Here is a 25,125-nt window from a genome sequence, read left to right as displayed (position 1 = left end):
TATTAAATGCTCACAATAATCGCCGCAGCGGCAGAAAATAATGCTCTGGGAAAGGACAACGATCTTGTTTGGCACCTCCCCGACGATTTCAAAAGATTTAAAAGACTTACTTCTGGCCACCATATTATCATGGGAAGAAAGACATTCGAGTCGTTCCCTAAATTGCTACCAGACCGTACACATGTCATAATCACCCGGAAAGATGATTATAAGCCTGAAGGTACTATCGTAGTACATTCCCTTGAAGAAGCAATACGGGTTTCAAAACTGGATGAACAGCCTTTTATTATTGGTGGTGGTGAGATCTATAAAATGGGAATGGATGTGGCCGATAAAATAGAACTTACCCGTGTTCATGGTGATTTTGATGCCGACACTTATTTTCCCGAGGTCGATGAAAATGAATGGGAACTGGTAAAAGAACAGTTCCATGAAAAAGATGAAAAGCATAAATATGCCTTCACTTATCTCACTTATGAACGGAAATAGGCTGGAAGATATTTTAAAACAAATCGCAGAAGAAAACGGGATAAATTACAAAAACTCCTCTCCTTTAAGTGGTGGTGATATCAATGAAGTCTATCTTCTGGAAGGCCAGTCAGAAAAATTTGTGGTTAAACTTAATAACGCGAGCCGTTTCCCTGGAATGTTCGATGCAGAAAAATTTGGCCTGGAAAAGCTGGCAGAACCAAAGGTGATCGATATCCCTATACCCTTTTCCACCGGCATAGCCAATGAAATGGCTTATCTGATTTTAGAACATAAAGATTCGGCACAGAGAAATGCGAAATTCTGGGAAAGCTTCGGAGAACAAATGGCCGAATTACATAAAACTACGGCCCAAAATTTCGGACTGGAAAAGGATAATTATATAGGAAGCCTTCCACAGTATAATGAAAGTAAGGATTCCGCGGCTGAGTTCTACATCAACATGCGACTTCAGCCACAAATAAAGATGGCAGAAGAAAAAGGCTTTCATCTTAATGTATCCGATAGTTTTTTTAAGAACTGTGAACTGCTGATCCCTGATGAAAGGCCTTCGCTGGTTCATGGCGATCTCTGGAACGGGAATTACCTGGTGAATTCAGAAGGTCTTCCCTGCCTTATCGACCCCGCTATTGCATTCGCTCCACGGGAAATGGACCTTGGAATGATGAAACTTTTCGGCGGATTCAACGATCGGATTTTCCAGGTTTATAACGAAGTATTCCCTCTGGAATCAGACTGGGAAAAAAGGATTCCGCTATGGCAACTCTATTATTTGCTGGTTCACCTCAATATTTTTGGTGCAGGTTACAGGTCCCAGGTCACTTCGATCATCAAAAGCTTCAGCTGATTTTACAATTCTTAACATCGCTAATTCTTTTTTTAGGAGTTCATTAGCGCAAAAGCCAGTCTACGTAAAGTATATTCATAACAAATAAAATTGATTATGAGTACGAAGAATTTATATGATAAGGAAGCAAGAGAAAAGATCAAATCTTTGGTAGAGGATATCAAAACGGGTATTCTAGTGACCGATATGCTCTCCAAACCACTGAGTGCGGTCCCGATGACCACCAAACAGGTAGATGACCACGGAGCCATCTGGTTTTTGAGCCGAAGCGACAGTGAGCATAATAAAAATATTGAAAAAGATAAGGATGTCCAGTTGCTATACACCGATAATTCCGAAATGGAATATGTAAGCATCTATGGTGAAGCTTTTATAGAAACCAACCGGGAGGTACTTGAAGATCTGTATTCCAAGGTAGACGATGCATGGTTTGAAGATGGGAAAGACGATCCCAAATTAACCGGGATAAAGGTGAATCCTAAAGAAGCTTATTACTGGGACACCAAATCGAATAAATATGTCACACTTTTCAAGATAGGGATGGCCGCGATGGGAAGTGATAAAGACATAGGAGAAAAAGGAAAGTTAAATCTATAAAGACTGTATTTGTCGGAAAAGACCTCGTAGCGCCTCTTTTGTTATGAGGTCTTTTTTATTATAACTATTTTTGGGACACTAAACCAACAAATTATGACAGCATATGTTTTTCCGGGCCAGGGAGCCCAGTTTCCAGGTATGGGAGCAGACCTATATGAAAAGTCTCCTGAAGCAAAGGATCTTTTTCACCAGGCTAACGATATTCTTGGATTCTCCATTACAGATACTATGTTCCAGGGATCTGCCGAAGATCTCAAGGAAACCAAGGTTACCCAACCCGCAGTATTTCTACACTCGGTAATTTTAAGCAAGGTTCTTGGAGATAATTTTAAACCAGATATGGTAGCGGGCCACTCCCTTGGAGAGTTCTCTGCCCTGGTAGCTAATGGTGTACTGAGTTTTCAAGACGGTTTGAAGCTTGTATCTCAAAGAGCCCAGGCAATGCAGAAAGCCTGCGAGATCAAGCCATCTACCATGGCGGCAGTGCTGGGACTTGAAGACGAAATGGTAGAATCGGTTTGTTCAGAGACCGAAGGAATCGTCGTCGCGGCAAATTATAACTGCCCGGGTCAGCTTGTGATCTCAGGGGAATATAACGCGGTAGAAAGAGCCTGCGAGAACCTGAAGGAAAGAGGAGCAAAAAGAGCCATGATACTTCCGGTAGGCGGAGCCTTTCATTCCCCTCTCATGGAACCAGCCAGAAAAGATCTTGCTGCGGCCATTGAGAATACAAAGTTCAGTGATCCTATCTGCCCGGTATACCAGAATGTAAGCACTTTTGCGGTGAACGATCCTGAAGAGATCAAGAAAAACCTGGTTTTTCAGCTTACCGCGCCTGTAAAGTGGACACAGTCTGTACAGAATATGATCAAAGACGGAGCTAAGGAATTTATCGAAGTGGGCCCCGGAAAAGTTCTACAGGGACTGGTAAAGAAAATAGACAGAGGAATGGAAACTTCTTCTGCCGGGATTTAATTTTCGACATAAAAAGAGGTCTAAACTTCCAATTTTCGTCAAGCTGAACCAGGTTCAGCTTCTAAAAGATCCTGAAACAAGTTCAGGATGACCTACTAACAGTTTTAGACCTCTTTTATTTTTTATTCAGACTTATAGATCTTTCCTTCCTTCATCACAAATCTCACCTTCTTAAGTGTTTCGATATTCTGAGTGGGGTCTTCATCTACCGCAATGATATCTGCAAAGAATCCGGGGTTTATCTGTCCCATTTCAGATTCTTTTTTTAAGATCTTCGCGGGTGTTATAGTTGCTGACTGTATTGCTTCAATCTCAGGCATTCCCGCTTCCACCATATAAGCAAACTCACGAGCATTCTCCCCATGCTTAAACACACCTGCATCAGTTCCGAAAAGGATTGGCACGCCTTTTTTATATGCTTTTGCAAAAGTGTTCTGGATCTTAGGTCCGATATTTTTCGCCTTGGGTACCACGAGTTCAGGATAATAACCTTCAATTTCGGCGTTTTGAGTCACTTCTTTTCCGGCTGTGATTGTAGGCACAAGATACGCCTCAAATTCCTTCATCAATTCCATGGTCTCCTCACTCATTAAGGTACCATGTTCAATGGTCTTCACTCCTGCCCTCACGGCACGCTGCATCCCTTCATCTCCATGCGCATGGGCTGCCACATGAAACCCATAATCTTTGGCTGTTCTTACAATCTCTTCTATCTCTTCCTTAAAGAACTGTGGATTGGAACCACTTTTCGCAACACTCAAAACTCCTCCCGTGGCAGTGATCTTGATAAGATCAGCTCCATTTTTATATCGCTGCCTTACCGCTTTTCTTGCGTCTTCCACGCTATTCACCACACCTTCTTTAGGTCCGGGATTGCCTATCATCTCATCGTTCATCCCATTGGTAGGATCACCATGCCCGCCGGTAGTTGAAATGATCTTTCCCGCGGTAAATATCCTGGGCCCATCTACTTTCCCCTTATTGATCGCATCCCGCAAAGCAATATTAATTCCCGTACCACCAAGATCACGAACTGTCGTAAAACCGGCCATCAGCGTTTTTTCAGAAAAGCCAACCGAATTGAATGCGTTATCGGCTTCATTATTCGTAAACCGCTGCAGATATTCCGAAGGATTCGATTCACTCTCAATATGCACATGCATATCAGCAAGCCCGGGTAATACAGTTTTATCTTTAAGATCAATTAAACTGTCTTCTTCCGATGCCGGATCCATAAATCCATCTTCAACACTTTTTATCTTATCCCCTGACACAATGATTGTCTTATCATTGAGAACCTTTCCATTTTTTGTATCGACAAGTTTCCCGGCATGGATATAAATATCCTGTGCCATCGCAGTTGAAAAGATAAAGATGGCCAGAAGGGCTAAGAACAGTTTTTTCATGATTTATTTATTTAAAAAGTCTATAATGCTTGTTGAAATGTAGTCGATCTGATCCTCATCCAGCTCGGTGTGCATAGGGAGGGAAATAACTTCCTTCACCAGCTGATTGGTCACTTCAAAATCTGCTTCATTATATCTATCATCGGCATAGGCCTTTTGAAGATGTAACGGAATCGGATAATATATACCGAATGGAATTCCCTTTTCCTGAAGATGCTTTGCAAGTGCGTCCCTTTTGCCATCCTTGATCTTTAGAGTATACTGATGGTATACATGCGTGCTGGAGTCACCAACCTGTACCGGGGTCTCAATATTTTCCTGGCCCTCAAAAGCCTTATTATATTTCTGGGCAGCCTCTTTTCTCGCGTCATTGTATTTATCAAGATTTGGAAGTTTAGCCCTTAAAACGGCTGCCTGAAAACTATCCAGCCTGGAATTAACTCCCACCACATCGTGATGATAACGCTCATACATTCCATGATTCACAATACCTCTTATGGTATGTGCCAGCTCATCATTATTGGTAAAGATCGCTCCACCGTCACCATAACAGCCAAGATTTTTGGAAGGGAAAAAGGAAGTAGCAGCCACATCACCAATGGTTCCGGCTTTCATTGTTCTTCCATCTTTCGAGTGAAAATCGGCTCCTATAGCCTGTGCATTATCTTCAATAACATAAAGATCGTGCTCCCTGGCAATTTCCATGATCGCCTCCATATCGGCAGTCTGCCCGAAAAGATGAACGGGAACTATAGCCTTCGTCTTAGGTGTAATAGCTTTTTTGATCTCTTCAGGATCTATATTAAAGGTCTGTGGATCTACATCTACAAGAACAGGAGTTAACTGAAGCAAGGCTATCACCTCAACCGTCGCCGCAAAGGTAAAATCGGCCGTTATCACCTCATCGCCAGGTTTCAGGCCAAGTCCCATCATGGCTATCTGCAGTGCATCGGTTCCATTGGCACATGGGATCACATTCTTAACACCCAGGTAGTCTTCCAGTTCCTTTTGAAAAGCATGGACCTGAGGCCCATTTATGAAAGAAGTATCTTCAAGAACTTCCTGTAACGAATCGTTAACCTGTTTTTTTATACCTTCATATTGACCCTTAAGGTCAACCATTTGAATCTTTTTCATTTACAATATTTTTCAGGTGTACGAAAATACAAAATATAGGCCCTACTAACAATCCATTTGAAAGGCCTATTTTAGCAACCAGAAGTTTTTTAGAGTGCAGGGAGTATACAACGTATTGGTCAATTTAAGCGGTGCCGTACTTAAATCGGCATCCTATTTCAGCAAAAAGCTTAAGGATTTTACCGAAGGTCGAAAGGATCTTTTTCCGAAACTGGAAAAAGCCATAGATCGATCCCATGATTATATCTGGGTGCATGCCGCCTCACTTGGGGAGTTTGAAATGGCCGTTCCGGTGCTGAAAATGCTGAAAAATAAATATCCCGATTCCGAAATTGTGGTAAGTTTCTTTTCTCCCTCAGGTTTTAAGAACAAGAAAAAACATCCTCTAGTAGATCATTTTACTTACCTCCCGTTAGATACAAAAGAGAATGCAAAAAAGTTCCTGGATATCATTCAGCCTGAAATGGCCTTTTTCATCAAATATGATTTCTGGCCAAATTTTTTAAATGAGTTGAAATCCAGAAAGGTGAGAACTTTTCTGGTTTCAGGGGTTTTCAGGAAAGACCAGGCATTTTTCAAGCCATACGGAAAATGGATGAGATCTTCCCTGAAGACGTTTGAACATTTCTTTGTTCAGAATAAAGAATCGGAAGAATTACTGAATTCAATAGGTTTCACAAACGTGACAGTAGCTGGCGACACCCGTTTTGATCGCGTGGCTGCACAGATAGAAGCCGATAACCGAATTGAATTCATAGAAGAATTCAAAGAAGATAAATTGCTGGTGGTTTGCGGAAGTACCTGGCCGGAGGATGAAGAGCTAATCCTGGATTTTATCAACCGATCCCACAATATTAAGTTCATTATTGCACCCCATGAGATAAAACCGGAAAAGATCAAAAAACTGGAAGAACGCATCAAACTGCCTCTCATTAAATATTCAAAGAAAGAAGGAAAGGACCTTAAAAATTACGATGTACTCATTCTTGATACGATAGGTCTTCTTGGGAGGGCCTATAGCTATGCGAATATCGCCTATGTAGGAGGTGCCGCAGGAACAACAGGGCTTCATAACATCCTTGAACCTGCCACATTTGGGAACCCAATAATCATAGGCCAGAATTTTGAAAAATTTCCGGAAGCAGAGCGACTTAGGCAACTGGCCGGACTTTTTTCAGTGAAAGATTCGCATGAATTTTCGGCGATAATGACCAAATTATACACCAACGAAGACTTCAGAAGAAAAACCGGAATGATCGCCGGACACTTCATAAACAGCAATACAGGAGCCACCCGCATTCTGGAAAAATACCTATAAAAAGGATTTTCGAAAAATTAACATTTATTGCTAAAAAACCTTAAAATAAGAACGTTCAATAGCTTTTAGTTGTAATTTCGGTCTATAATAACCAAAAACTACTAAGATGAAACGTATAACAATTTTAGCAAGCATGCTTATCATGGTCGCTTCTGTTCTTACTTCCTGCCGGGAAACCAAGGAGAAAGAAACCATTGTAAAAGAGGTGGAAGTTGAGAAAAAAGTTGACACTCCTAAAGAGGAGCGAGAAGGAATCCTTGAAAGAACGGCCAAAGAAGTTGACAAGGAAGTGAATGAGGAAATCAATGAGGAAATAGAGAAAATAGGCGACGACAACTAAAAATCAACAAACTACTAAATTAAAACTTCAATTATGAAAAAGTTATTTTTAATGCTGACTTTAATTCTTTCTTTTAGCATATTCCAGTCATGCAGGGAAACAGCTGAGGATAAAGCTGATGATATGGAAGATACAATGGAAGAAGCTTCAGACGATATGGATGACCAGAGCGATGCCATGGATGAAGTAGATGATGATAATAATCTTGGAGAAGATATTGAACAGGCAGCCAACGACGCCGGTGACGCGGTTAAAAATGCCGCCAAGGAAACCGGAGAAGCTGTAAAAGGTGCAGCAGAAGAAGTTGAAGGTGAGATCGAAGAAGAGACATCTGACGACTATTAAAAAGCAGCGTCTTTACAGCATACAGCTTTTATATTAAAAAGAGGCTGTCTAAAAAGTAATACCATAGGTCATTACGAACGAAGTGAAGTAATCTCATTTTTGATTACAACAATTATTTAAAGATTGCTTCGTTCCTCGCAATGACAGGTAAAAGACTTTTTAGACAACCTCTTTATTTTTTAAATGATTTGAGTTCCTTTTTCAGTTCTTCCATAGAATGCTGAAGTTCCTGGAAAAGCCCACTATTGGATGGATTATCAAGATTAAAGGTAAGCTTGGAATTCACCTGCCATATTTCCTGAATATCGTGCACATTGATCTCGAGCGGCAGATATTCTTCATTTAAGGATATTAATAGAACCTTAGAAGAATCAGGAAGTTTCTGGAGTTTCTTTACCAGCACCGAATCATACATTACAACAACATACACCCTGTTATTACTGGCTTCCTCAATACTTGGGACCGCCTTTCCCATCACCCATTCCCCAGGCCTGTAGTCGGGAAGCATACTATCACCTTCTATCTGGAATCCGCGATAGGTCGCATTCCGGAATTCAGGCAAGGGTATATCAAATGCCGGCAGTTGGTTATACCACTCCACATCCTGCACATTATGTGGATATCCCGCCGCAGCCTTCTGGTTTACCAGGACGATATTCTCGTTATCGGAATTGTCAACCGTTACCACCTTAGGACTTACATCTCCCTTAGATATTTTAAGGTATTTCTGCCCACTTTCGCCAAACAGCCAGAGCGGGTTAATCCCAAACTGTCGCAGTAATTCGGCAACCACTTTTCCCGATAGTTTGGTTCTCCCCCTTTCAATATCGGCTGTAGAATTCTTGATTCCAAGAAGGGATGCGAAGTCGGCCTGAGTGTAATTATTTTCCTCACGCACCTCTTTAAAGTGCTTAATTTCAATAGATCCCGGTGTGCCCATAAATATCAATGATTAGGAATTATTCCAAAATTTAATCAAAAATATTGGATTTAATCCTATTTAACTAAATTATCTGAAAATTTTTTATGAGTTGCTATACCGATCCTTAAAACCAAGAAGTCTCAGTGCGTTGAGGACCACTACTATTGTAGAGCCTTCATGAAAGACCACCGCAATACCTATATTGGCCCATCCAAAGATAGTGGCCGGGAGAAGAAGGGCTACCACGCCCAGACTTATCCACAGATTCTGGCGCACGATCTGTTGTGCTTTCCGACTTAAGGCTATGGCGAATGGAAGGATCTCCAGTTTATCGGCCATCAAAGCAATATCGGCTGTTTCCAGTGCCACGTCACTACCTGCGGCTCCCATGGCGATCCCCACCGTACTATTGGCCATAGCCGGGGCATCGTTCACCCCATCTCCTATCATGGCGATCTTTGATTCTTCCTTTTTAAGTCTTTTTATACGTTCAACCTTCTCCTCAGGCAATAAACTACCATATGCCTGAGTGATTCCTATTTGTGAAGCTACCGCATCGGCCACGATTTGATTATCACCGGTAAGCATGATCATTTTCTGGATCCCTATTTTTTTCAGATTAGCCAGAGTTGACCTGGCCGCATCGCGGGGAGTATCCATCAGCCCAAGTATTCCACTGAATTCATCCTTATTCTGCACGAGCATAACGGTCTTCCCTTGTTTCTCCAGGCTTTCTACTTTCTGTTTCACTTCTGAAGGTACTCCTCCGGAATGATCATAGAGTTCAAGATTTCCAATTTTCACAAGTTCTCCATCTACTTCTCCTTTGATTCCCCTACCCTGAATAGCTTCAGAATTCTTCACTTCAGGAATACCATTCTCAACCTTCATTCTCTCTTTTCCATCCCGCACCACGGCTTTGGCCAGAGGGTGATTACTCGAACTTTCCAGCGCGATCACCGTTCTTAAAAACTCATCATTGGACTGCCCGTTAAGAAGAACCAGATCGGTTAACTTTGGTTTACCTTCGGTTAAAGTACCAGTTTTATCAAAGGCCAGAGCTCTTAAGGTTCCCAGATCCTCGAGCGGCTTACCACCTTTTACCAGAACACCTCCCCGGGCCGCCCGGGCAATTCCGCTTAAAACAGCCGAAGGTGTAGAAATGGCAAGTGCGCAGGGGCTTGCAGCTACTAGAGCCGCCATAGAGCGATAGAAGCTTTCACCCCAGGTCTCATCAATCACCAGAAAGGCGAAATTGAGAAGCACTATAAGAATAAGCACTGCAGGGACATAAAATTTCTCAAAATTATCGGCCAGCAACTGGGTAGGTGACTTTTTATCCTGCGCCTCCTGCACCATGGTAATAAGCCGGTTAAGCGTTGAGTCCTGTGATTCTTTCACCACTTTGATCTCTATACTGTTATCCCCATTTATAGTACCGGCATACACCCTGCTCTTTTCCGGAATTTCCTGATCTGAGGCATATTCCCTATCAGGATCCTTTACCGGTTCTTTATCTACCGGGATACTCTCACCCGTAATAGGCGCCTGGTTAATGCTCGCCTTGCCACTAAGGATAACGCCATCGGCACTCACCGTGCTATTAGGCTTAATCCTTATAATATCGCCTACCTTTAGTTCCTGGATACTAACCTCCACATAATCCTCTCCTTCTTTTCTAAGCGCCTTCTTGGGCGACAATTTGGTAAGGGATTCAATAGATTTCCTGGCCTTATCCATCGCCAGGTGTTCGAGTGAATGCCCAAGGCTGAAAAGGAATAAAAGCAAGGCTCCTTCAGCCCACTTATCCAGAAAAGCAGCGCCAATAGCCGCAACCAGCATGAGAAAATCTATCTGGAACCGGCCATGAGAGACCTCCTCTATCGCTTCCTTAAGAGTATAATATCCCCCAAACCCATATGATATCACATAAGGAATAAGTACATATACAAAGGCGAGTTCAGCAAAGGTATCCAGCAAAAAACCGGTGAGAAGAAACACTCCGCTAAGAATAGCAAAGATCAGTTCGGTTCTTTCGCCAAATATACCATCGTTATGGTGTTTACAGCAGCCATGATTATGATTGGACATTGCTTGAATTTGTTTTGATATTAAGTATTTGTTTTAGATCTGGCGCAATTTCCATTGGCCTGAGTGGAGGCACATTGGCACCTCCTGTATTTCCAACTGGGATCACTCCTACGAAAGATTTAATACCGCCCACCAGCAACCTTGGTATCTGGCCCATCACTTCTCTCAAATTTCTGATCTTAAATCCAAACCTGAGCATTAACCAGTGGGAATAAGTATGCTGTAAAGGATAGGCCTGACCCAGTACATGACTTCGTTCCAGAGAATTCCAGGAACGGATATAATCCTTTTTTCTGAAATACTCCTGATGGTCCTGTATTTCCTTACGATAATGAAATTTAATAGTGACAGGCATTCTGAAAGCCATCTTAATCCTCTTTTTATTTTTGACTAAGATAAGCTGAAAAAAATGCAACTTAAGTGCATTAATCCCCGCTGCATTTATCACAGATCCCTTTAAGTACAAGGTTCATGTCTTCGGTGATAAAGCCCTTTGGCAAACTTATGTGTGGAATCTTATGATCGGTAAGACAAATCGTTTCGTTACAGATGGTACAGTGAAAATGAAGATGAAGATCCTGAGATTTTCCTTTTTCAGGTTCGTCAAGTGCATATTTGGCAACTCCAGTTCCGTCATCTATCTGATGAACCAAACCATTCTTCTCAAAAGTTTTTATAGTACGGTAAAGGGTGGTACGTTCAGACTTATCGAAACCCGATTCAATATCGTTCAGGGTAACGGCAACACTTTTTTCATGCAAAAACTTATACATAAGCAGCCGCATTGCCGTAGGACGAACATGATGTTCTTTAAGAAGTTTTTCTATTTCATCCATACCTTAAAGAAGTTAAACAAAGTTAGGACGAAAAGCGGAAATAAAATAAAAAGCTTAGCTATTTAAAAGGCCATTTAAAGAAATATTCCACATCTTATCGAATAGAGCCTATTCGTTACAGCACTGGCATAGCTTAACTTTAGTAAGCTGAAATCTTTCCTTTGCTGATGCTATGGCAAGATTTCCATTGGCAAATATTCCAATATATATTCTCTCCAAAACATCGGGAAGGGCCTTACAATCGTCTGCGTGAACCATAATTACACCTTGTGTATTAGGATTCTTACCAGAATAATAAAATTTCATGCCGCAATTTAGGTTCCAGGCTAAATACGCTGGTAATACATTTCAACAAAATTTTAATGTTTTTAATTAAGGCATGTTAAAATACAGCCGGAAGAAAGGCCGGTTAATCGTCATCTGGAAAGTTTTTACAGGCATTCTTATGAACTGAATTTAAGCACGAGATAAACTGCCAGAAGAATACTACATAAAAGCCAAATGAACTGAAATATTTTTGAATAGCTTTTTACCATAATCGGGAGGGATTTGGAATAATAATCAATACACTTCTGCTACCAAATATAGAAGTATGATCTGCTACAGGAAATAGGGGATTTCAAGTATAAACAATTCTTAAAAAAATCCCGGGTAAAACCCGGGATTTTCAAGATGATAGATGTATCAGGAAGAATTGATGTGTTAGCCTCCCGCCCTGTTCAATTCTTCCAGACTTTGCGGGCGGGATTTCTTTTCGGCTTTTTTAGCTTTATTAAAGCTATATCTCAGGTTTAGGCTTACAGCCTGGTTGAAGAAATACTGGTCCAGAGTAAATGTATTGCCAACATATTCGGCTTCAACGTGCATTTTCCTGCTTCTAAAAACATCGGTAAAACTCAGACTGGCATTTAATCTATCATCCAGAAATGACTTCTTTAATCCGGCATCCACCCACCACATACCATCTACGGTATATATACCTGAGGCCACGGGACCTCTAAAAGTTCCATTCAGTTCCAGGCTAAGCTCACCTGGCAGACTAAGCTGATGATTGGACTGGAGCATATAAAAAAGATTATCGTTATCCAGGTTCTCCCCGTCAATATCCATATTATATTCCTCCTGGGTTACCACAAGATTGTTATTTGAAGTCCAGAAGGAAGCGAAAGTCACCGGTGCTACCAGGGTTGCATTATAACTTCTGTAATGTCTAAGGTTTCTTGTGGTGAAGATAGTTTCTCCAGTTTCAGGATTGGTAGATGGCGATTCATTCATATAATCCCGGGCAAAATCGTAGCCAAGCAGTAAATTGAACTTTTTAAAGATGGTCTGTGTGATCTTCAGGGAATTAGTGATCTGAGGTTTTAGATCGGGATTCCCAAGAACATAACTGTAAGGATCCAGGTAGAAAATAGCTGGGTTCAGGAACTGGTAATTCGGGCGGGTGATCCTTCGGTTATAAGAGTAGTTCAACTGGTAGTTCTCGCTAATATGTTGCTCGATCATCACATTGGGAAAAAATTTGAGATAATCTCTTTCAGAGGTTTCACCTGAACTGTATAATAATGCATCACCTTCGGTCTGCTCCACTCTCAAACCTAATTTGATATCCCAGGTATCATTTATCTTATTGCTATAGCTCGCATAAACCGCATAAATATTCTCTTCATATCTAAACCTGTCGCTAATAGCGGGATCCAGTGTAAAGTTTCCTTCTTCAAATCGAAAGAAATTCAGATCACTATCAGAAACCACTTTACTGGCCTTAAGCCCGGTCTCTAAATAAGAGGATTCAGAGAATGGTAGTTTGAGATCTATTCTGGCCGCATAGATATCATAAAAGGAAAACTTATCGTTGGCTAGTCTTTCCTGTTCCTCACGGTCATCGGCTGTATAAAAGTACTGATTCGTAAAACCTGATTCTGAATCGGTTTCCAAACGGGCATAGTCGAGATCGGCCGAAAGCGTGGTTCCAATGGTATCCAGCTCTCCGGTATAGTGAAGGTTGAAACGGCCATTCTTAAAGACGTCATCCATATGATTCTTTGAATCAATTTTCACAAAATCTCCCTCAACAGGATCTCCAAGAGTACTTTTTGTATTCCAGTCACTTTCGGTGTCCCGGTAGGTGAGATTTGCCATAAACCCAACACTGTGATCATCTGTGATCTCATAATCGGAGCCTAAATGAAGGGTTGGAACAAGATTCCTGATTTCCTGCACCCCTTTTTGCCGGTAAACCGATGCTTCTTCGGTTCCCGGAAAGGTTCTTACCACGTCCTGGGTCCTGTACATTCCCCTGGAAGAAAGATCTAAATTGAAAAAGGAGTCCCACTTGCCGGCTCTGTGACTCAGATTGACTCCCGCATTTGGAAACTTCTGTTTTCCATAGCGAAACCCGGCATAGATACTGGTATTAAAACCCTGCATGGTATTTTCCTTCAATACGATATTAAGGATACCCGAGGTACCCTCGGCATCCTGCTTTGCAGAAGGAGTGTGGATAACCTCGATCTCCTTGATGTTTTCTGCGGGCATTCCCTCCAGCAATGTCTGAAGTTCTTTTGAACTTAAATAAGTAAGACGGCCATCCAGCATAACGGATGCTCCCTTCTTTCCGTGGATCCTGAATCCTCCTGACTGGTCTACGGTGACCCCCGGAGCACGGGACAACATATCATAGGCGGTGTTACCGGCCGCTATAGCAGTTCCTTCAACTCTCATCACCATTTTCCCGTTCTCTACCTTCACCTGCGGGCGCCAGCTCTTCACCATTACCTCATTAAGCATAGTGGCCTCTTCCTTGAGGAGCACCTTACCAAAATCCTTATTGAATACCGGGCCAATCACCTCAAAGGCAGGGGTAAAGCTTGTGGTATATCCAATAGAACTGAACTTAAGAAAATACTTTCCGGTTTTCGGAGCTTTAAGTTCAAAAACACCATCCATATCGGTGGTAGATCCTGTTACTACAGTAGAATCGGGGAGGCTCATAACCACCACCGTAGCGAATGGCACACTTACCTCTTTCTCATCTATAAGAGTTCCTTTTAAAGCTCCGGTTACCGGTCTTCTGCTACTCTGCCCGCCCTGGGCAAAGGCTGCAGAACTAATCAAACATCCAACTATTCCTAATAGTAATTTTTGATACAACTTCATCTTTTTAATTTTTTGGTTAATAATCTTGATGGCTAACAACACAAATATGTAGCTAAGCCCGCCAGGGAGAAAGGCCAAAGAGATGAAGCGGGAATAATGATATATGAACCGGGATATTTAATGAATGAAATATCAGGCCTTTAGCAATATGGAAGAGTATTTCAATCTGATCATTTTGTAGATCCCGAAACCTTCCATAAAAAAATCCCGGTCATTACCGGGATCTTTCTCTGACTTAATTCAAATTTGTAATCTATTGTCCTCCGGCCCTGTTCAGTTCTTCTAGATCAGACGGTCTTGCCTGTGCCTGAGGTTTTTCGCCGGTGAGGTTATATCGAATGTTCAGGTTTATACTACGGTTCCCCATATAATTCTCGATATACGTGGTATTTCCATTAAAATAAGAGTCACCTGTCACATCCATGGTTTTAAATATATCAGTTGCACTTAAGGTCACATCCAGCCTCTCGTCCATAAAACTCTTTTTTACTCCCAGGTCCATTCCAAACCGGTCTTCTATACGGTAAAGCCCATAAGCTACCGGTCCCTGATACTGAGCATTGAGTTCCAGACTTAGATCTGCCGGAAGACTTATTCTGTGGGTGGACTGGGCCATATAGTACAACTGATCATTTTCGGCTTCTACCCCATTAATATTTATGTCGTAGCGATTATCAGCAAGCATCACTGTGTTCGTAGTGTTCCATTCCGGAAGGATCTGGAAGGGAGCCACAAGGATAGCGCTAAAACTGGTATAGTTTTCCATATTCCTAATCGCAAACGCGGTCTCATTGGTTTCCGGGTCCTGGATTGGGACCTCTCCTATATAATCGTTCACCACATCATAGCCCAGGATCAGGTTATATTTGCTGAAAAAGGTTTGGGTAAGCTGAAAAGAATTGGTGAACTGGGGCCTAAGATCTGGGTTACCATTTATATAGGTATACGGATCTATGTAGAAAATAAACGGATTAAGCCTGTCATAATCGGGCCTCAGGATCCTTCGGTTGTATGAATAGTTCAGTTTATAGTTCCTGCTTACAATTTGTTCAAGGTTTATACTTGGGAATAGTTCCAGATAGTCCCTTTCATCGGTCTGATCCATCCTGGCCGAAATTCCCTTCGCTTCAGTTTGCTCCAGCCTAAGCCCCGCCTTAAGATTAAATTTATCGCTTAGCTTACTATTAAAGCTGGCATAGGCCGCATAAATGCTCTCTTTATACCTGAACTCATTACTCCTTGAAGGATCGGGGGTTGGGGCACCATTCTCCTCGATAAAGAAATCCAGGTCACTTTTGGAAACCACATCACTAGCCTTTAGGCCCAGTTCAAGCCCTGATCTTTCAGATAATGACGTACTGAAATCGATCCTGGCTGAGAAGATCTCGTAATCTGAAATACTGTTGCTGAATAATTGTTCGGTCTGTTCGTTATTCGATTGATTGAATAAATAGGTATTATTAAAGCTGGATTCCGAACTCTTATTGAGGCTTACATAATCTAAATTGGCAGAAAGGCTGGTTCCCGTAGTATCCAGTTTAGCATCGTAATGAACATTCAATCGTTTATTGGTGAATTCTTCCTGAATATTGTTAAGCGCGATGATATCTGTGGTTTCATTCGCAATGTAATCATTCAGGATCCCATCAGAATTCCAGTTATTTTCCATTTCCCTGTAAGTAAGATCGGCCATCACTCCCACCGTATGATTCTCATTGATACTATATTCTGTTCCCAACCTAAAGTTAGGTGTAAGAAATGTTTTATTATCTACTGCATCCTGTGCCAGGAAAGCCGTTTGCCCCCCTTCGGCCGCGAATCCACGTTCGAAGTACTGATCCCTTATCCTTCCAGTTCTTCTCAGGTCCATATTCAGAAAAGAATTCCATTTACCTTTTTTATAATTCAGGTTCGCACCAACATTGTAACCGTGGATCTCATTATACTTATAACCACCGTAAATGCTTCCGTTAAGTCCGCTTAACGTATTCTTCTTCAATTTGATGTTTAATATCCCGGAGCTGCCTTCGGCATCATACTTCGCAGACGGATTGGTGATCACTTCTATACTTTCGATATTCTCTGCAGACATACTTTCAAGAAGGGTTTTGAGTTCCTGTTGGGAAAGATAGGTTTCTCTTCCATCTATAAGAACCGTCACGCCGCTCTTTCCGTTAAGCTGAAAATTCCCATCCTGGTCTACCACCACCCCGGGAGCCCTTGATAAAACTTCAAAAGCAGTGCTTCCCGCAGCAAGCGCAGTACCTTCCACTCTTACATTCAGGTTCCCGCCTTCCATTGTTATCTTAGGCCTCCAGGTTTCAATCATCACCTCATTGAGCATGGTGGATTCTTCTTTCATAAGAACAGCCCCAAAATCCCGGCTATAACTGGCATCATCAACCTGAAACCTACTACTAAATGTTGATGAGTAACCAATTGCGCTAAATCTAAGGAAGTAATCGCCGGGTTCGGGAGCTTTAAATTCAAATTTTCCATCTATATCGGTCGTAGATCCGGTTACAATGGTAGAGTCTGGTGCTTTCATCACTGCTACGGTAGCAAATGGTATTGTCACTTCTTCCTGATCCAGAAGGGTTCCGTTAAGTGTTCCTCTTTCTGAACTCTGAGCGGAGGAAGTATATCCTGTAAAAAAGATCAGGATCGTAAATAGTATTTTTTGATACAACTTCATCACTTTAAATTTTTATGGTTAATAGTTTTTTCGTTGGCTAACGGCGCAAATATGAGCACTGATGACGCCGTGAGAAACCGTAAAAAGATGAATCGGGATTTTAGGCTATTGAATTGGGATTTGGGATAAATGAAATGGAAAGGGATTCCATGAAAAATCACAAAATTGCCTTCTATTAAGTTGCAACACATGAAGAGACCAGGAGTAGATAAAAAACATTTTATTTTTTACTTTTACCCGGTAAGAAAAATTCACACTATAAAAGAAAAGCTTTCAGATAAAGATTCTCCGGAAGGAAAAAAGTTGAGATCCAATTTCCGCACGATACTGGAAAAAGTTGGGATAGCAGCTATCACGACTTTTATCGTTTATTTTTCAGTAGTTTACAATAATTTAGGCAGGCTTATAATTCCAAGCTGGTTAGAATGGACAGAACTTGGATTAGAGTTTATCTTTCTTCTCATTCTTTTCTGGCTGCACCGGCAGTTCTCCAAACTAATCAATTCTCCTCGCCTGTCCCATCTAAATCATTTTCTGAAGGTAGCGATAGAGATGATAATTGTTATTACGAGTGCGATAATCCTACATTTCCTTATCAATATTTTACCCCTCACCTTTCTTTTTTCCTGGGATGCATTTAATCCTGTACGTTTAAGAACTTCCTTTCTTGTACAGATAATTGTGGCGCTGTTCTTCTATTTTTTTGTGGAAAGGGAAAGAAGCAAAAGAAAGTTAGAGGCAGAAAAACTTAATTCGGCCCGGTTACAGAAAGAAAATTTCCAGGCCCAGCTGGAGAGCCTGAAGCAACAGGTAAACCCTCACTTCCTCTTTAACAGCCTGAACGTACTGGGATCACTGGTTTACAGCGATCAGGATAAGGCGGTTGATTTTATAAGAAAACTTTCAGACCTCTACCGTTCTTACCTGGACCATGGTGGAGAGATGCTTATAAGCCTGAAAAAAGAAATAGAGGTTTGCCGGGCCTATACCTATTTGCTTGAAACCCGTTTTGGAGATGCGGTAAATTTCAGTTTTCATATACCAGAGGATAAATTAGCCCTGCAACTCCCACCGGGTTCAGTACAGATGCTTATAGAAAATACCGTAAAACATAACGGGTCAACACCTTCCAATCCGTTGAAGGTCGAAATATTTACTAAAAATGATTACCTGGTTGTAAGTAATGGGCTGAATCCCAGAAAAGAAAATATTAGTTCCACCAAAACCGGACTGGAGAACATCCAAAACAGGTACCAGTATTTAACCGATAAGAAGGTAAAAATTCAAAAATCTGAAAACGAATTCGTGGTTGAACTTCCACTCCTTAAAGTAGAAGATTATGAGAATAGTGATCATTGAAGATGAGATCTTTGCGGCAGAAGCCCTGCAGAAAATCATTTTAGAGTTACGCCCCGACACAAAAATAATGGCAAGACTTGCTTCTATAGAAGAAGCAGTAGCATGGTTTGGCAGTAATGAAATGCCGCAACTAATATTTTGTGATATCCACCTTTCTGACGGCAGCAGTTTTGAGATCTTTAAAGAAATAGAGATAAAATCCCCCGTGATCTTTACCACCGCTTACAACGAATATGCTATTGAAGCCTTCAAGGTGAACAGTGTTGATTATTTACTGAAACCTCTTAAAAAGGAAGAGATCTTAAAGGCCATCGAAAAATATGAAGAACTAAAACAGGATAAACTGAGTGAGGAACTTCAGAACCTGCAGAACCTGCTTCAAACCCAAATGGGGAGTAATTCAGGGAATAACACAAAATCCCGTTTTATGGTAAAAAGCGGGCAGAGCATAAAGACCATTTCCAGCAAAGACGTGGCCTATTTCCAGGCAGAAGAAGGGATCGTGTTACTTGTAAACTTCAAGGGTAACAGGTTTGCGGTTAATTATACTTTAGATCAATTAGAAAACCAACTGGATCATAAGACATTTTTCAGGGCTAACCGTCAGTTGATTGTAAATATCCGGGCAGTAAAAGAGGTACACCCCTACTTCAAGGGAAGGCTTCAGCTAAAACTGGATCCTGCTTCAGAAAAAGATCATATTATAAGCAGCAGTAAAGCTTCAGCTTTCAAAGAATGGCTGGATCTTTAACGGAAATTTTAGTTCTGGAAATTCACAAACCAGTATCCCAGGAAAAATATAAAGGATATGAGCAATCCGCCAAGAACCATGATAAGGCCTTTATTCTCCGATCTTATTTCAGAAACCTCCCGGGTTAGGAGTTCCCTTTCCAGCTCATCCATTTCCAGGTAGTTTGAAAGCCCCATATTCCGGGCGACCTTCCCTTTGGATGTGAGCCTTATTTTTCCCTTTCGGTTTATCACGATAAGCTCGTTCTCCCTGAGTTCGTTAATAAAATTCACAGAGGACCTTTTTCTTACATCGGCTACCAACATCCCGTCTCTACAGACCTGATAGATTTTATCTTCCGCATTCACCTTAACACAATTTTAACTCTCTAACAGGCTGGCAATTAACAAATTTTTAATGTGGTGTCAAAATTTGTTTATCGCTGATTTTGTTAAAATTTAGATGCCCTGATTCAGGCAAACAAGACCTTCAAAACTTAAAAATGAGTCCCTGGAAACTAATTTAAAAAATGAATTATCGATACCTAATTATGGGTATTTTTAGAAATATTAAATCTTATTTACCACATTTCCACCAACTATTCACAATACGGCATGTTTTTTGGGAATTTTATAATAATTCACAAAATTTAATAAAACCGATCTTATGAGAAAACTACTATTACTTTTTACTTTCACCGCTTTCGTATTTACAAGTTGCAACCTTCAAAAGACCAGCAATGATATTACCAGCAATAAAATGAGAACAATAAAAGAGCGGGTCGTGGTGGTAAAAACCGACTCCACAGGCTCTATTGTTTCTGCCGGCCGCTATGATGACTGGTACCATGTAAACACCAGGTTAACGGAGAGGATGTTCTACGATGTAACTATGGAGATACCGAGACAGAGAGAGAAAACCAATATTATTACCGCTAATCTTTTAGATTTTACACCGGGCGATTTTGTTCAGCGGGATATCATGGCCCGTTATGAAATGGCCTACCACCAGGTTAAGGACCGGAAATAAAAATATTATAGAGGCTGTTTGAAAAATACCTCAAGATGTCATTACTAACGAAGTGAAATAATCTGTTTCTAGATTACCCCCTATTATGTAAAGATTGCTTCGTTCCTAGCAATGACAAGTGACGTACTTTTCAAACAGCCTTCTTCTAGTTTTTAGAGCGTTTAAAAATATACCGGGTAATATAAATACCCCCATCATCATCTTCACCGCTATAACTTTCAACACCGCTATTCACAAAAGCCAGTTCCCATCCCTGTTCGGCGAGATCGTTAAGCCGTGATGTCACAACTGCATCATTAGCGGCGATGTTCTGAAACCGGATCCCGCCCATATTGAAAAAGTTAAGCAGTTTGGTTTCTTCAAAGTTCTTAAGCCTGATGTCTCCGCGATCAGATTTATTTCTCTCATCGTTCTCTTCGCTTCGCTGCGAGGTAAATTCTTTGTAATTGCGCTCTTCTTCAGAACTTATCATTCTTGAACGTCCTAGTCCGTTTGGAACGATAGATTCCACCACGGTGATGGTTTTGTACTCAAAGGTCTGAGCAAAAGAATAGCTACCGGTAAGCAGAAAAAATCCGGCAATTAGAAGTGCTTTTTTCATTTAATTTATGGTTTAGAAAAACGCATCTAAATAAGCTAAAAATCAGATTCCCGGAATTTCTTTGTGAAGAAATTAACTAAAGAAGGAATGGCTTAATACGCCGTCTTTACTTCTACCTGTTGTCTCGCCTCCAGTAACACTTCTTTCCAGTTAACAGAGGCCTCTTTAAAGCTCATATTTTTTCCGTCTTCTGTTCTTTGCTTTAATGCTTCCAGACAATACCTGTTCCTGGAAAAACCCCTTTTTACCAGCTGACACAGTTCGCTGAATGCTTCAGCCTGCTGGTTGATCTCATTAATTTTCTTTGAAGGATCGTTCCACCACTTGGAGGAAGCATATTTCTCAATAGATTCGTATATTTCAGGTTGATCTGCTTTTAGTTTTTCGGAGTCTTCAGAAAGATTCTGGGCAGTCATGCCAAAAGACATGGATAAGAACAACCCAAACAATAAATATTACATAATTCCATTTTTTGGTTAGTTATATTAAACTACTGAAAAGCAGTTATTTAAAACAAATACTTTAATTAGGAAAAAACCCCTGTATAGTTTCAAGCATATAAAAACCTATAAATGAAAGTATCAGACCACTATTTTCAACCCGAAATGGCATTACGAAATGTGGTGCCTTAGCCCTGATCGCTGATTCCCAAAAAATGATTAAATTAAAAAAGAGAATCAGGAAAAATTAAGATCATGGCTGCGGTAATCTCATTACTCATCATCATTTCAATTTCCCTGCTTATTACCAGAATTGGAACCATTGCCTTTGTACATACAGGGCTTTCCAAGGAGGTTGCCAAATTCCAGGCACGTTCAGCATATCTGGGTGTAGGTTTTACCACCAAGGAATCTGAACTCATGGTAAAGGACCCGGTTCGCAGGAAGATCCTTACCTTCCTTATCTTTACCGGGAATGCCGGGGTGATTACTACTATTTCCTCTGTAATCTTCAGTTTTCTGTCGCTGCAGGAAACCGGTTTCTTTTCGGTTGAAATGCTGGTGCTGGCGGCCGGGTTCGGGCTTCTCATATTTCTGGCCTACAGCGATTTTGTAGATCGCAGACTTTCCCGTTTTATAGAAAAGCTTCTGAAAAAATACACCTACCTGGATGTAAAGGATTATTACAGCCTTTTAAACCTGGAAGGTGACTACCGTGTTTCAGAATTAAAGGTAGAAGAAGGAGACTGGGTGAACCAGAAATCCCTAAAGGAACTTCAGTTAGATAAAGAAGGAGTGCTTATTCTGGGAATCAAAAGAGCCGATGGAGAATATATAGGAGCTCCCTATGGAAAAACCATGGTAAGAGTTGATGATATTCTCATTCTTTATGGTGAAAGTTCGGGTTTAAAAAACCTTGAAGAGCGTAAAAAAGGAGCCAGCGGTGATGAAGAGCATGACGATGCTGTAAGCGAACAAAACAAAAAGAAGGAAGACCAGAAAAACTGACATGAGTAAAATTCTTCCAGTAACTAAAAAATGATCTTAATCCACTTCAGGCATCTGGCTGGCAATCGTTTGATATCTTATCTTTCCGGCTTCGATAACAAATGTATCCACGGCATATGGCGTTACTACCTCACCCGAAGTTCCATCGATTATTTTATACACAAGAAAAACAACTTCCTCTTTAATCACCTCATGTAATTTTTGCATCTCTATTTTTTGCGGGAAGAACTCAGCAAAGGCATAATCAAAGGTTTTACTAATCTCTTCCAATCCTTTATACACCTTACCATCCGGGGTAATCATTACAGAATTCTCATCATAATCCTTCATAATTTCAGTCTTATTCTTATTCAGAAGGGCTTCTTCGTGATGCCTGTAAACATCTTGCGTGGTTCGGCTCTGTGAATAAACACTCAAACTTAAAAGTAACATCAGGGAACAAACGATCATTTTCATATTTAAAAAGTATTGGTCAGACTTTTTAAAGTTCTAATTTTCAAATGATTAAAACAAATCGGATTATCACCTTCATTTTTTGGCCTTTACTCCTTCCTGCACCTTATTTATCTGGAATATTATGATAAACATCATTTTTTAAAAGGAGCTTCACTACTAATTTTGTTGCTGAAAATGAAAATCATTGAAGAGTTTTAATTTTTTTAAGCTTTTTGATCATGAAAAATATCCTTATTGCGACCGACTTTTCCAAAGAGGCCTACTGCGCTCTTTATTACGCTACCCAACTTTTTAAGGAGGAAGACGCGACATTTCATATCGCCAATTTCTATGGGGACGAGATCCATACTTCGGTATACAGCATCGTGAATGAAGAGGAGTTTAAGAAAGCACCTCTGCTAAAGATAAGTTCACAGGTAGGCTGCACTGAAACTCTTCATAAAATAATCCGTGATTCAGAATTAGGCCAGGAAAGGTTTGAGATCATAAGCTCTGAACAGAAACTCATAAAGGGCATAGAGAACCTCATAAAAGAAAGGGATATAGACCTGGTGATCATGGGCACTAAAAAACACAGGGGAACGCTGCAAAGTATTTATGGCACCCATACCACCAAACTGATTGAAAGGGCTATCTCCCGGCCAATCCTGGTGATCCCGAGAGAACTGGATTATACTCCTCCCGTGAATATCGCTTTCGCGAGCGATCTTAGCAGAAAGTTTGAAGAGAGCAGTTTCAGTTTTTTAAGGCAGTTAGCGAAAAGCCTTGGTTCCAGGATCACCGTGGTCTATGACGGTGAAGAGGGGAGCCTTAGCAAGGAACAGTGGAAAAATTTCAATGAGCTGAAATCTTATTTTGAAGAAGTTCCTGTACATCTTGAGTATTCCTTTACTCATATAGAGATCTCGCGTACCCTTGCCGAATTCGTAAAGAACAATAATATGGACCTGTTAAGTATGATCTACTATAAACACGGTTTTACCGAAAGCATCTTCCGCGAACCCGTGGTAGAGAATATAGACAGGCATCTTTCATTTCCATTTCTTATACTTCCGGAAAAATCCTAGTCGGCCAAAAAACCGGAAGCATTCAAATCATCCCGTGACCATAGCACGGGATGATTTTTTCATAAGGTTCTGTAAAAGTGACGGCTATTAGCCTAAAGTTCCAAAACCTCCTTCCCATACATTCCTGGCAATTTATACAAGAATAATAAGCCAGATTAATTTGAAGATCTTAATAAGAGTTATCCTGATTATGCTTAAATTATACTATGAAAAGACCCTTAGCTTTTACACCACCAACTGATCTTCAGGAATTTATTGCGTCCTACGGGATTCTGGAGATCCCTGACGGCCAAACTGAAACCTATTTCTCGCCGCCTTTGGCAATGAGCGGTTTTATAATCAACATAGGTAAAAATAAAGGCACGGTGATCGCCAGGATCGAAGACAGGGATTTTTTTACGGCAAATGCGGTGGCAGGGGGGCAGGTTACGGCTCCCGTATATGGCGAACTGGTAGGAGAAGTCAAATCTATTATGGTCTTCTTTAAAGCTATGGGAATGCACCGGTTTTTTGGGAATGATCTTTCACAACTCACCAATAGTTCCAAAGCCTTAACTGAATTCCTGGGCCCGGAAGAAGCTGATCTTCTATGGAATAACCTGAAAGCGCAGCCAGATAATCAACAGCAAATAAATATACTCAACGATTTTTTCAGAAAACATATCACCCACAGGGAGGAGGATAAGAAATTAGAAAAGGTACTGGATTATATACATGAAAAACAAGGGAATGTAAATATTACAGAAATCCTGGAAAGCTTTTATTACCCCAGGAAAAGCCTTGAGCGTCACTTCCGGAAAAAGATAGGCCTGTCTCCTAAGGTTTATATAAAGATCTACCGGTTTAAATGTCTTATCAACTTCCTGGAACACAATCCGGAGACTACCTGGTCACAGCTTGCCAGCCAAACCGGGTATTTTGACCAATCCCATATGTCTCGTTATGTAAAAGAGTATTTAAAGGTATCCCCTAATAGTATTGTAACTTTAGATATGGACTATATCAATTACCTGCTGAATCGATAAAAGCAATACTTATGCACGCATAAGTGTTTGATTATCAGTGAACAATGTCGCATTTATACAAGACTTATTCCCAGAGAGTCCCTATTTTTGATTTCGATATTAACCAATTAGAATAAGATACCTCCAAAACCCTTCTAGCTGGTATTTTGCGAGCAACTCCCCGAAATAAATTGCTTCGATTATTTTATTTGAACCTTATAAACTGGAATGTTAAGCTGTTGTTACGGTTAGCAACTTCAGTTTTATGAAAAGG

The 25,125-nt window shown here is 40.8% G+C and carries 26 protein-coding genes; 13 read left to right on the top strand and 13 right to left on the bottom strand.

Annotated features, from left to right (window positions below):
• Nucleotides 1-6: 6 nt before the first annotated feature.
• From NE848_RS06090 to fabD, 4 genes are all read left to right on the top strand, one after another.
• Nucleotides 7-489: a dihydrofolate reductase gene (locus NE848_RS06090; RefSeq protein ID WP_252111486.1), complete on the top strand. Its 483-nt coding sequence runs from the start codon at nt 7-9 to the stop codon at nt 487-489.
• Complete coding sequence (locus NE848_RS06085; protein ID WP_252111484.1) at nt 431-1,336, top strand: fructosamine kinase family protein; 906 nt, start codon at nt 431-433, stop codon at nt 1,334-1,336. The genes NE848_RS06090 and NE848_RS06085 overlap by 59 nt, the downstream gene beginning before the upstream one ends.
• Nucleotides 1,337-1,432: 96 nt before the next feature.
• Entirely contained in the window at nt 1,433-1,933 is a 501-nt protein-coding gene (locus NE848_RS06080; protein WP_252111482.1) for a pyridoxamine 5'-phosphate oxidase family protein, read from the top strand.
• Between the two features lie 93 nt (nt 1,934-2,026).
• On the top strand, nt 2,027-2,908 hold the full coding sequence (gene fabD, locus NE848_RS06075) for an ACP S-malonyltransferase (RefSeq protein WP_252111479.1): 882 nt from the start codon (nt 2,027-2,029) through the stop codon (nt 2,906-2,908).
• Nucleotides 2,909-3,030: 122 nt separating this feature from the next.
• On the opposite strand, the gene NE848_RS06070 is transcribed toward fabD, so the two are convergent.
• Nucleotides 3,031-4,314: a metal-dependent hydrolase family protein gene (locus tag NE848_RS06070; protein ID WP_252111477.1), complete on the bottom strand. Its 1,284-nt coding sequence runs from the start codon at nt 4,312-4,314 to the stop codon at nt 3,031-3,033.
• 3 nt (nt 4,315-4,317) lie between these two features.
• Nucleotides 4,318-5,451, bottom strand: coding sequence for a DegT/DnrJ/EryC1/StrS family aminotransferase (locus NE848_RS06065; RefSeq protein WP_252111476.1), 1,134 nt, complete (start codon nt 5,449-5,451; stop codon nt 4,318-4,320).
• Nucleotides 5,452-5,545: 94 nt separating this feature from the next.
• Between NE848_RS06065 and NE848_RS06060 the strand changes: the two genes are divergently transcribed.
• The 3 genes from NE848_RS06060 to NE848_RS06050 all read left to right on the top strand — a co-directional run bounded on the left by NE848_RS06060 (nt 5,546) and on the right by NE848_RS06050 (nt 7,454).
• Nucleotides 5,546-6,769 (top strand): 3-deoxy-D-manno-octulosonic acid transferase, encoded by a 1,224-nt coding sequence (locus NE848_RS06060; protein WP_252111474.1) that lies wholly within the window; start codon nt 5,546-5,548, stop codon nt 6,767-6,769.
• Nucleotides 6,770-6,875: 106 nt separating this feature from the next.
• Nucleotides 6,876-7,109, top strand: coding sequence for a hypothetical protein (locus NE848_RS06055; protein WP_252111472.1), 234 nt, complete (start codon nt 6,876-6,878; stop codon nt 7,107-7,109).
• A gap of 33 nt (nt 7,110-7,142) precedes the next feature.
• Nucleotides 7,143-7,454 (top strand): hypothetical protein, encoded by a 312-nt coding sequence (locus NE848_RS06050; protein ID WP_252111469.1) that lies wholly within the window; start codon nt 7,143-7,145, stop codon nt 7,452-7,454.
• A 172-nt stretch (nt 7,455-7,626) separates the two neighbouring features.
• Here NE848_RS06050 and NE848_RS06045 read toward each other — a convergent pair whose 3' ends face one another.
• From NE848_RS06045 to NE848_RS06015, 7 genes are all read right to left on the bottom strand, one after another.
• Nucleotides 7,627-8,394, bottom strand: coding sequence for a LexA family transcriptional regulator (locus tag NE848_RS06045; protein WP_252111467.1), 768 nt, complete (start codon nt 8,392-8,394; stop codon nt 7,627-7,629).
• Nucleotides 8,395-8,478: 84 nt separating this feature from the next.
• A complete protein-coding gene (locus tag NE848_RS06040) occupies nt 8,479-10,467 on the bottom strand; it encodes a heavy metal translocating P-type ATPase (protein ID WP_252111465.1) in 1,989 nt (662 codons plus the stop codon).
• Entirely contained in the window at nt 10,454-10,834 is a 381-nt protein-coding gene (locus NE848_RS06035; RefSeq protein ID WP_279343988.1) for a DUF3703 domain-containing protein, read from the bottom strand. The genes NE848_RS06040 and NE848_RS06035 overlap by 14 nt, the downstream gene beginning before the upstream one ends.
• A 58-nt stretch (nt 10,835-10,892) precedes the next feature.
• On the bottom strand, nt 10,893-11,303 hold the full coding sequence (locus NE848_RS06030; protein ID WP_252111462.1) for a Fur family transcriptional regulator: 411 nt from the start codon (nt 11,301-11,303) through the stop codon (nt 10,893-10,895).
• Nucleotides 11,304-11,411: 108 nt separating this feature from the next.
• A complete protein-coding gene (locus NE848_RS06025; RefSeq protein WP_252111460.1) occupies nt 11,412-11,609 on the bottom strand; it encodes a hypothetical protein in 198 nt (65 codons plus the stop codon).
• A gap of 396 nt (nt 11,610-12,005) precedes the next feature.
• Entirely contained in the window at nt 12,006-14,462 is a 2,457-nt protein-coding gene (locus tag NE848_RS06020; RefSeq protein ID WP_252111458.1) for a TonB-dependent receptor, read from the bottom strand.
• Between the two features lie 253 nt (nt 14,463-14,715).
• The gene (locus tag NE848_RS06015) at nt 14,716-17,157 is read right to left on the bottom strand and encodes a TonB-dependent receptor (protein WP_252111456.1); all 2,442 of its coding nucleotides are present in this window, start codon (nt 17,155-17,157) and stop codon (nt 14,716-14,718) included.
• 189 nt (nt 17,158-17,346) lie between these two features.
• Here NE848_RS06015 and NE848_RS06010 point away from each other — a divergent pair, with 189 nt between their 5' ends.
• Together NE848_RS06010 and NE848_RS06005 are read left to right on the top strand one after the other, a co-directional pair.
• Nucleotides 17,347-18,516, top strand: coding sequence for a sensor histidine kinase (locus NE848_RS06010; protein WP_252111454.1), 1,170 nt, complete (start codon nt 17,347-17,349; stop codon nt 18,514-18,516).
• Entirely contained in the window at nt 18,497-19,267 is a 771-nt protein-coding gene (locus NE848_RS06005) for a LytR/AlgR family response regulator transcription factor (protein WP_252111452.1), read from the top strand. The genes NE848_RS06010 and NE848_RS06005 overlap by 20 nt, the downstream gene beginning before the upstream one ends.
• 8 nt (nt 19,268-19,275) lie before the next feature.
• Here the strand turns inward: NE848_RS06005 and NE848_RS06000 are convergent, their stop codons facing one another.
• Nucleotides 19,276-19,614, bottom strand: coding sequence for a hypothetical protein (locus NE848_RS06000; protein ID WP_252111450.1), 339 nt, complete (start codon nt 19,612-19,614; stop codon nt 19,276-19,278).
• A gap of 298 nt (nt 19,615-19,912) precedes the next feature.
• Here NE848_RS06000 and NE848_RS05995 point away from each other — a divergent pair, with 298 nt between their 5' ends.
• Nucleotides 19,913-20,275, top strand: coding sequence for a hypothetical protein (locus tag NE848_RS05995; protein WP_252111448.1), 363 nt, complete (start codon nt 19,913-19,915; stop codon nt 20,273-20,275).
• Nucleotides 20,276-20,420: 145 nt separating this feature from the next.
• Here the strand turns inward: NE848_RS05995 and NE848_RS05990 are convergent, their stop codons facing one another.
• Together NE848_RS05990 and NE848_RS05985 are read right to left on the bottom strand one after the other, a co-directional pair.
• Nucleotides 20,421-20,876 carry a hypothetical protein gene (locus NE848_RS05990; protein ID WP_252111446.1) on the bottom strand — a complete coding sequence of 152 codons (456 nt, stop codon included), beginning with the start codon at nt 20,874-20,876 and terminating at the stop codon, nt 20,421-20,423.
• A gap of 92 nt (nt 20,877-20,968) precedes the next feature.
• Nucleotides 20,969-21,304, bottom strand: coding sequence for a hypothetical protein (locus NE848_RS05985; RefSeq protein WP_252111444.1), 336 nt, complete (start codon nt 21,302-21,304; stop codon nt 20,969-20,971).
• A gap of 267 nt (nt 21,305-21,571) precedes the next feature.
• Between NE848_RS05985 and NE848_RS05980 the strand changes: the two genes are divergently transcribed.
• Entirely contained in the window at nt 21,572-22,324 is a 753-nt protein-coding gene (locus NE848_RS05980) for a potassium channel family protein (protein WP_252111442.1), read from the top strand.
• Nucleotides 22,325-22,360: 36 nt separating this feature from the next.
• Here NE848_RS05980 and NE848_RS05975 read toward each other — a convergent pair whose 3' ends face one another.
• A complete protein-coding gene (locus NE848_RS05975; protein ID WP_252111440.1) occupies nt 22,361-22,780 on the bottom strand; it encodes a Cif family virulence factor in 420 nt (139 codons plus the stop codon).
• A gap of 218 nt (nt 22,781-22,998) precedes the next feature.
• Here NE848_RS05975 and NE848_RS05970 point away from each other — a divergent pair, with 218 nt between their 5' ends.
• Nucleotides 22,999-23,847, top strand: coding sequence for a universal stress protein (locus tag NE848_RS05970; RefSeq protein ID WP_252111438.1), 849 nt, complete (start codon nt 22,999-23,001; stop codon nt 23,845-23,847).
• A gap of 206 nt (nt 23,848-24,053) precedes the next feature.
• Nucleotides 24,054-24,872 (top strand): helix-turn-helix domain-containing protein, encoded by an 819-nt coding sequence (locus NE848_RS05965; protein WP_252111436.1) that lies wholly within the window; start codon nt 24,054-24,056, stop codon nt 24,870-24,872.
• Nucleotides 24,873-25,125 lie beyond the last annotated feature (253 nt).

It is taken from the genome of Gramella jeungdoensis (assembly GCF_023805255.1).
In the GTDB taxonomy this organism is placed as follows: Bacteria; Bacteroidota; Bacteroidia; order Flavobacteriales; family Flavobacteriaceae; genus Christiangramia; species Christiangramia jeungdoensis.
The sequence above is the reverse complement of the archived record's forward strand: the minus strand, read 5'-3'. Positions and strand labels throughout refer to the sequence as shown.

Excerpts from the sequence above, each read along its gene's own strand:
- NE848_RS06090 (WP_252111486.1), top strand. The coding sequence starts at position 7 with ATGCTCACAATAATCGCCGCAGCGGCAGAAAATAATGCTCTGGGAAAG.
- NE848_RS06085 (WP_252111484.1), top strand. The coding sequence starts at position 431 with ATGAAAAAGATGAAAAGCATAAATATGCCTTCACTTATCTCACTTATG.
- NE848_RS06080 (WP_252111482.1), top strand. The coding sequence starts at position 1,433 with ATGAGTACGAAGAATTTATATGATAAGGAAGCAAGAGAAAAGATCAAA.
- fabD (WP_252111479.1), top strand. The coding sequence starts at position 2,027 with ATGACAGCATATGTTTTTCCGGGCCAGGGAGCCCAGTTTCCAGGTATG.
- NE848_RS06070 (WP_252111477.1), bottom strand. The coding sequence starts at position 4,314 with ATGAAAAAACTGTTCTTAGCCCTTCTGGCCATCTTTATCTTTTCAACT.
- NE848_RS06065 (WP_252111476.1), bottom strand. The coding sequence starts at position 5,451 with ATGAAAAAGATTCAAATGGTTGACCTTAAGGGTCAATATGAAGGTATA.
- NE848_RS06055 (WP_252111472.1), top strand. The coding sequence starts at position 6,876 with ATGAAACGTATAACAATTTTAGCAAGCATGCTTATCATGGTCGCTTCT.
- NE848_RS06050 (WP_252111469.1), top strand. The coding sequence starts at position 7,143 with ATGAAAAAGTTATTTTTAATGCTGACTTTAATTCTTTCTTTTAGCATA.
- NE848_RS06045 (WP_252111467.1), bottom strand. The coding sequence starts at position 8,394 with ATGGGCACACCGGGATCTATTGAAATTAAGCACTTTAAAGAGGTGCGT.
- NE848_RS06040 (WP_252111465.1), bottom strand. The coding sequence starts at position 10,467 with ATGTCCAATCATAATCATGGCTGCTGTAAACACCATAACGATGGTATA.
- NE848_RS06035 (WP_279343988.1), bottom strand. The coding sequence starts at position 10,834 with ATGGCTTTCAGAATGCCTGTCACTATTAAATTTCATTATCGTAAGGAA.
- NE848_RS06030 (WP_252111462.1), bottom strand. The coding sequence starts at position 11,303 with ATGGATGAAATAGAAAAACTTCTTAAAGAACATCATGTTCGTCCTACG.
- NE848_RS06025 (WP_252111460.1), bottom strand. The coding sequence starts at position 11,609 with ATGAAATTTTATTATTCTGGTAAGAATCCTAATACACAAGGTGTAATT.
- NE848_RS06020 (WP_252111458.1), bottom strand. The coding sequence starts at position 14,462 with ATGAAGTTGTATCAAAAATTACTATTAGGAATAGTTGGATGTTTGATT.
- NE848_RS06015 (WP_252111456.1), bottom strand. The coding sequence starts at position 17,157 with ATGAAGTTGTATCAAAAAATACTATTTACGATCCTGATCTTTTTTACA.
- NE848_RS06010 (WP_252111454.1), top strand. The coding sequence starts at position 17,347 with ATGAAGAGACCAGGAGTAGATAAAAAACATTTTATTTTTTACTTTTAC.
- NE848_RS06005 (WP_252111452.1), top strand. The coding sequence starts at position 18,497 with ATGAGAATAGTGATCATTGAAGATGAGATCTTTGCGGCAGAAGCCCTG.
- NE848_RS05995 (WP_252111448.1), top strand. The coding sequence starts at position 19,913 with ATGAGAAAACTACTATTACTTTTTACTTTCACCGCTTTCGTATTTACA.
- NE848_RS05990 (WP_252111446.1), bottom strand. The coding sequence starts at position 20,876 with ATGAAAAAAGCACTTCTAATTGCCGGATTTTTTCTGCTTACCGGTAGC.
- NE848_RS05985 (WP_252111444.1), bottom strand. The coding sequence starts at position 21,304 with ATGTCTTTTGGCATGACTGCCCAGAATCTTTCTGAAGACTCCGAAAAA.
- NE848_RS05980 (WP_252111442.1), top strand. The coding sequence starts at position 21,572 with ATGGCTGCGGTAATCTCATTACTCATCATCATTTCAATTTCCCTGCTT.
- NE848_RS05975 (WP_252111440.1), bottom strand. The coding sequence starts at position 22,780 with ATGAAAATGATCGTTTGTTCCCTGATGTTACTTTTAAGTTTGAGTGTT.
- NE848_RS05970 (WP_252111438.1), top strand. The coding sequence starts at position 22,999 with ATGAAAAATATCCTTATTGCGACCGACTTTTCCAAAGAGGCCTACTGC.
- NE848_RS05965 (WP_252111436.1), top strand. The coding sequence starts at position 24,054 with ATGAAAAGACCCTTAGCTTTTACACCACCAACTGATCTTCAGGAATTT.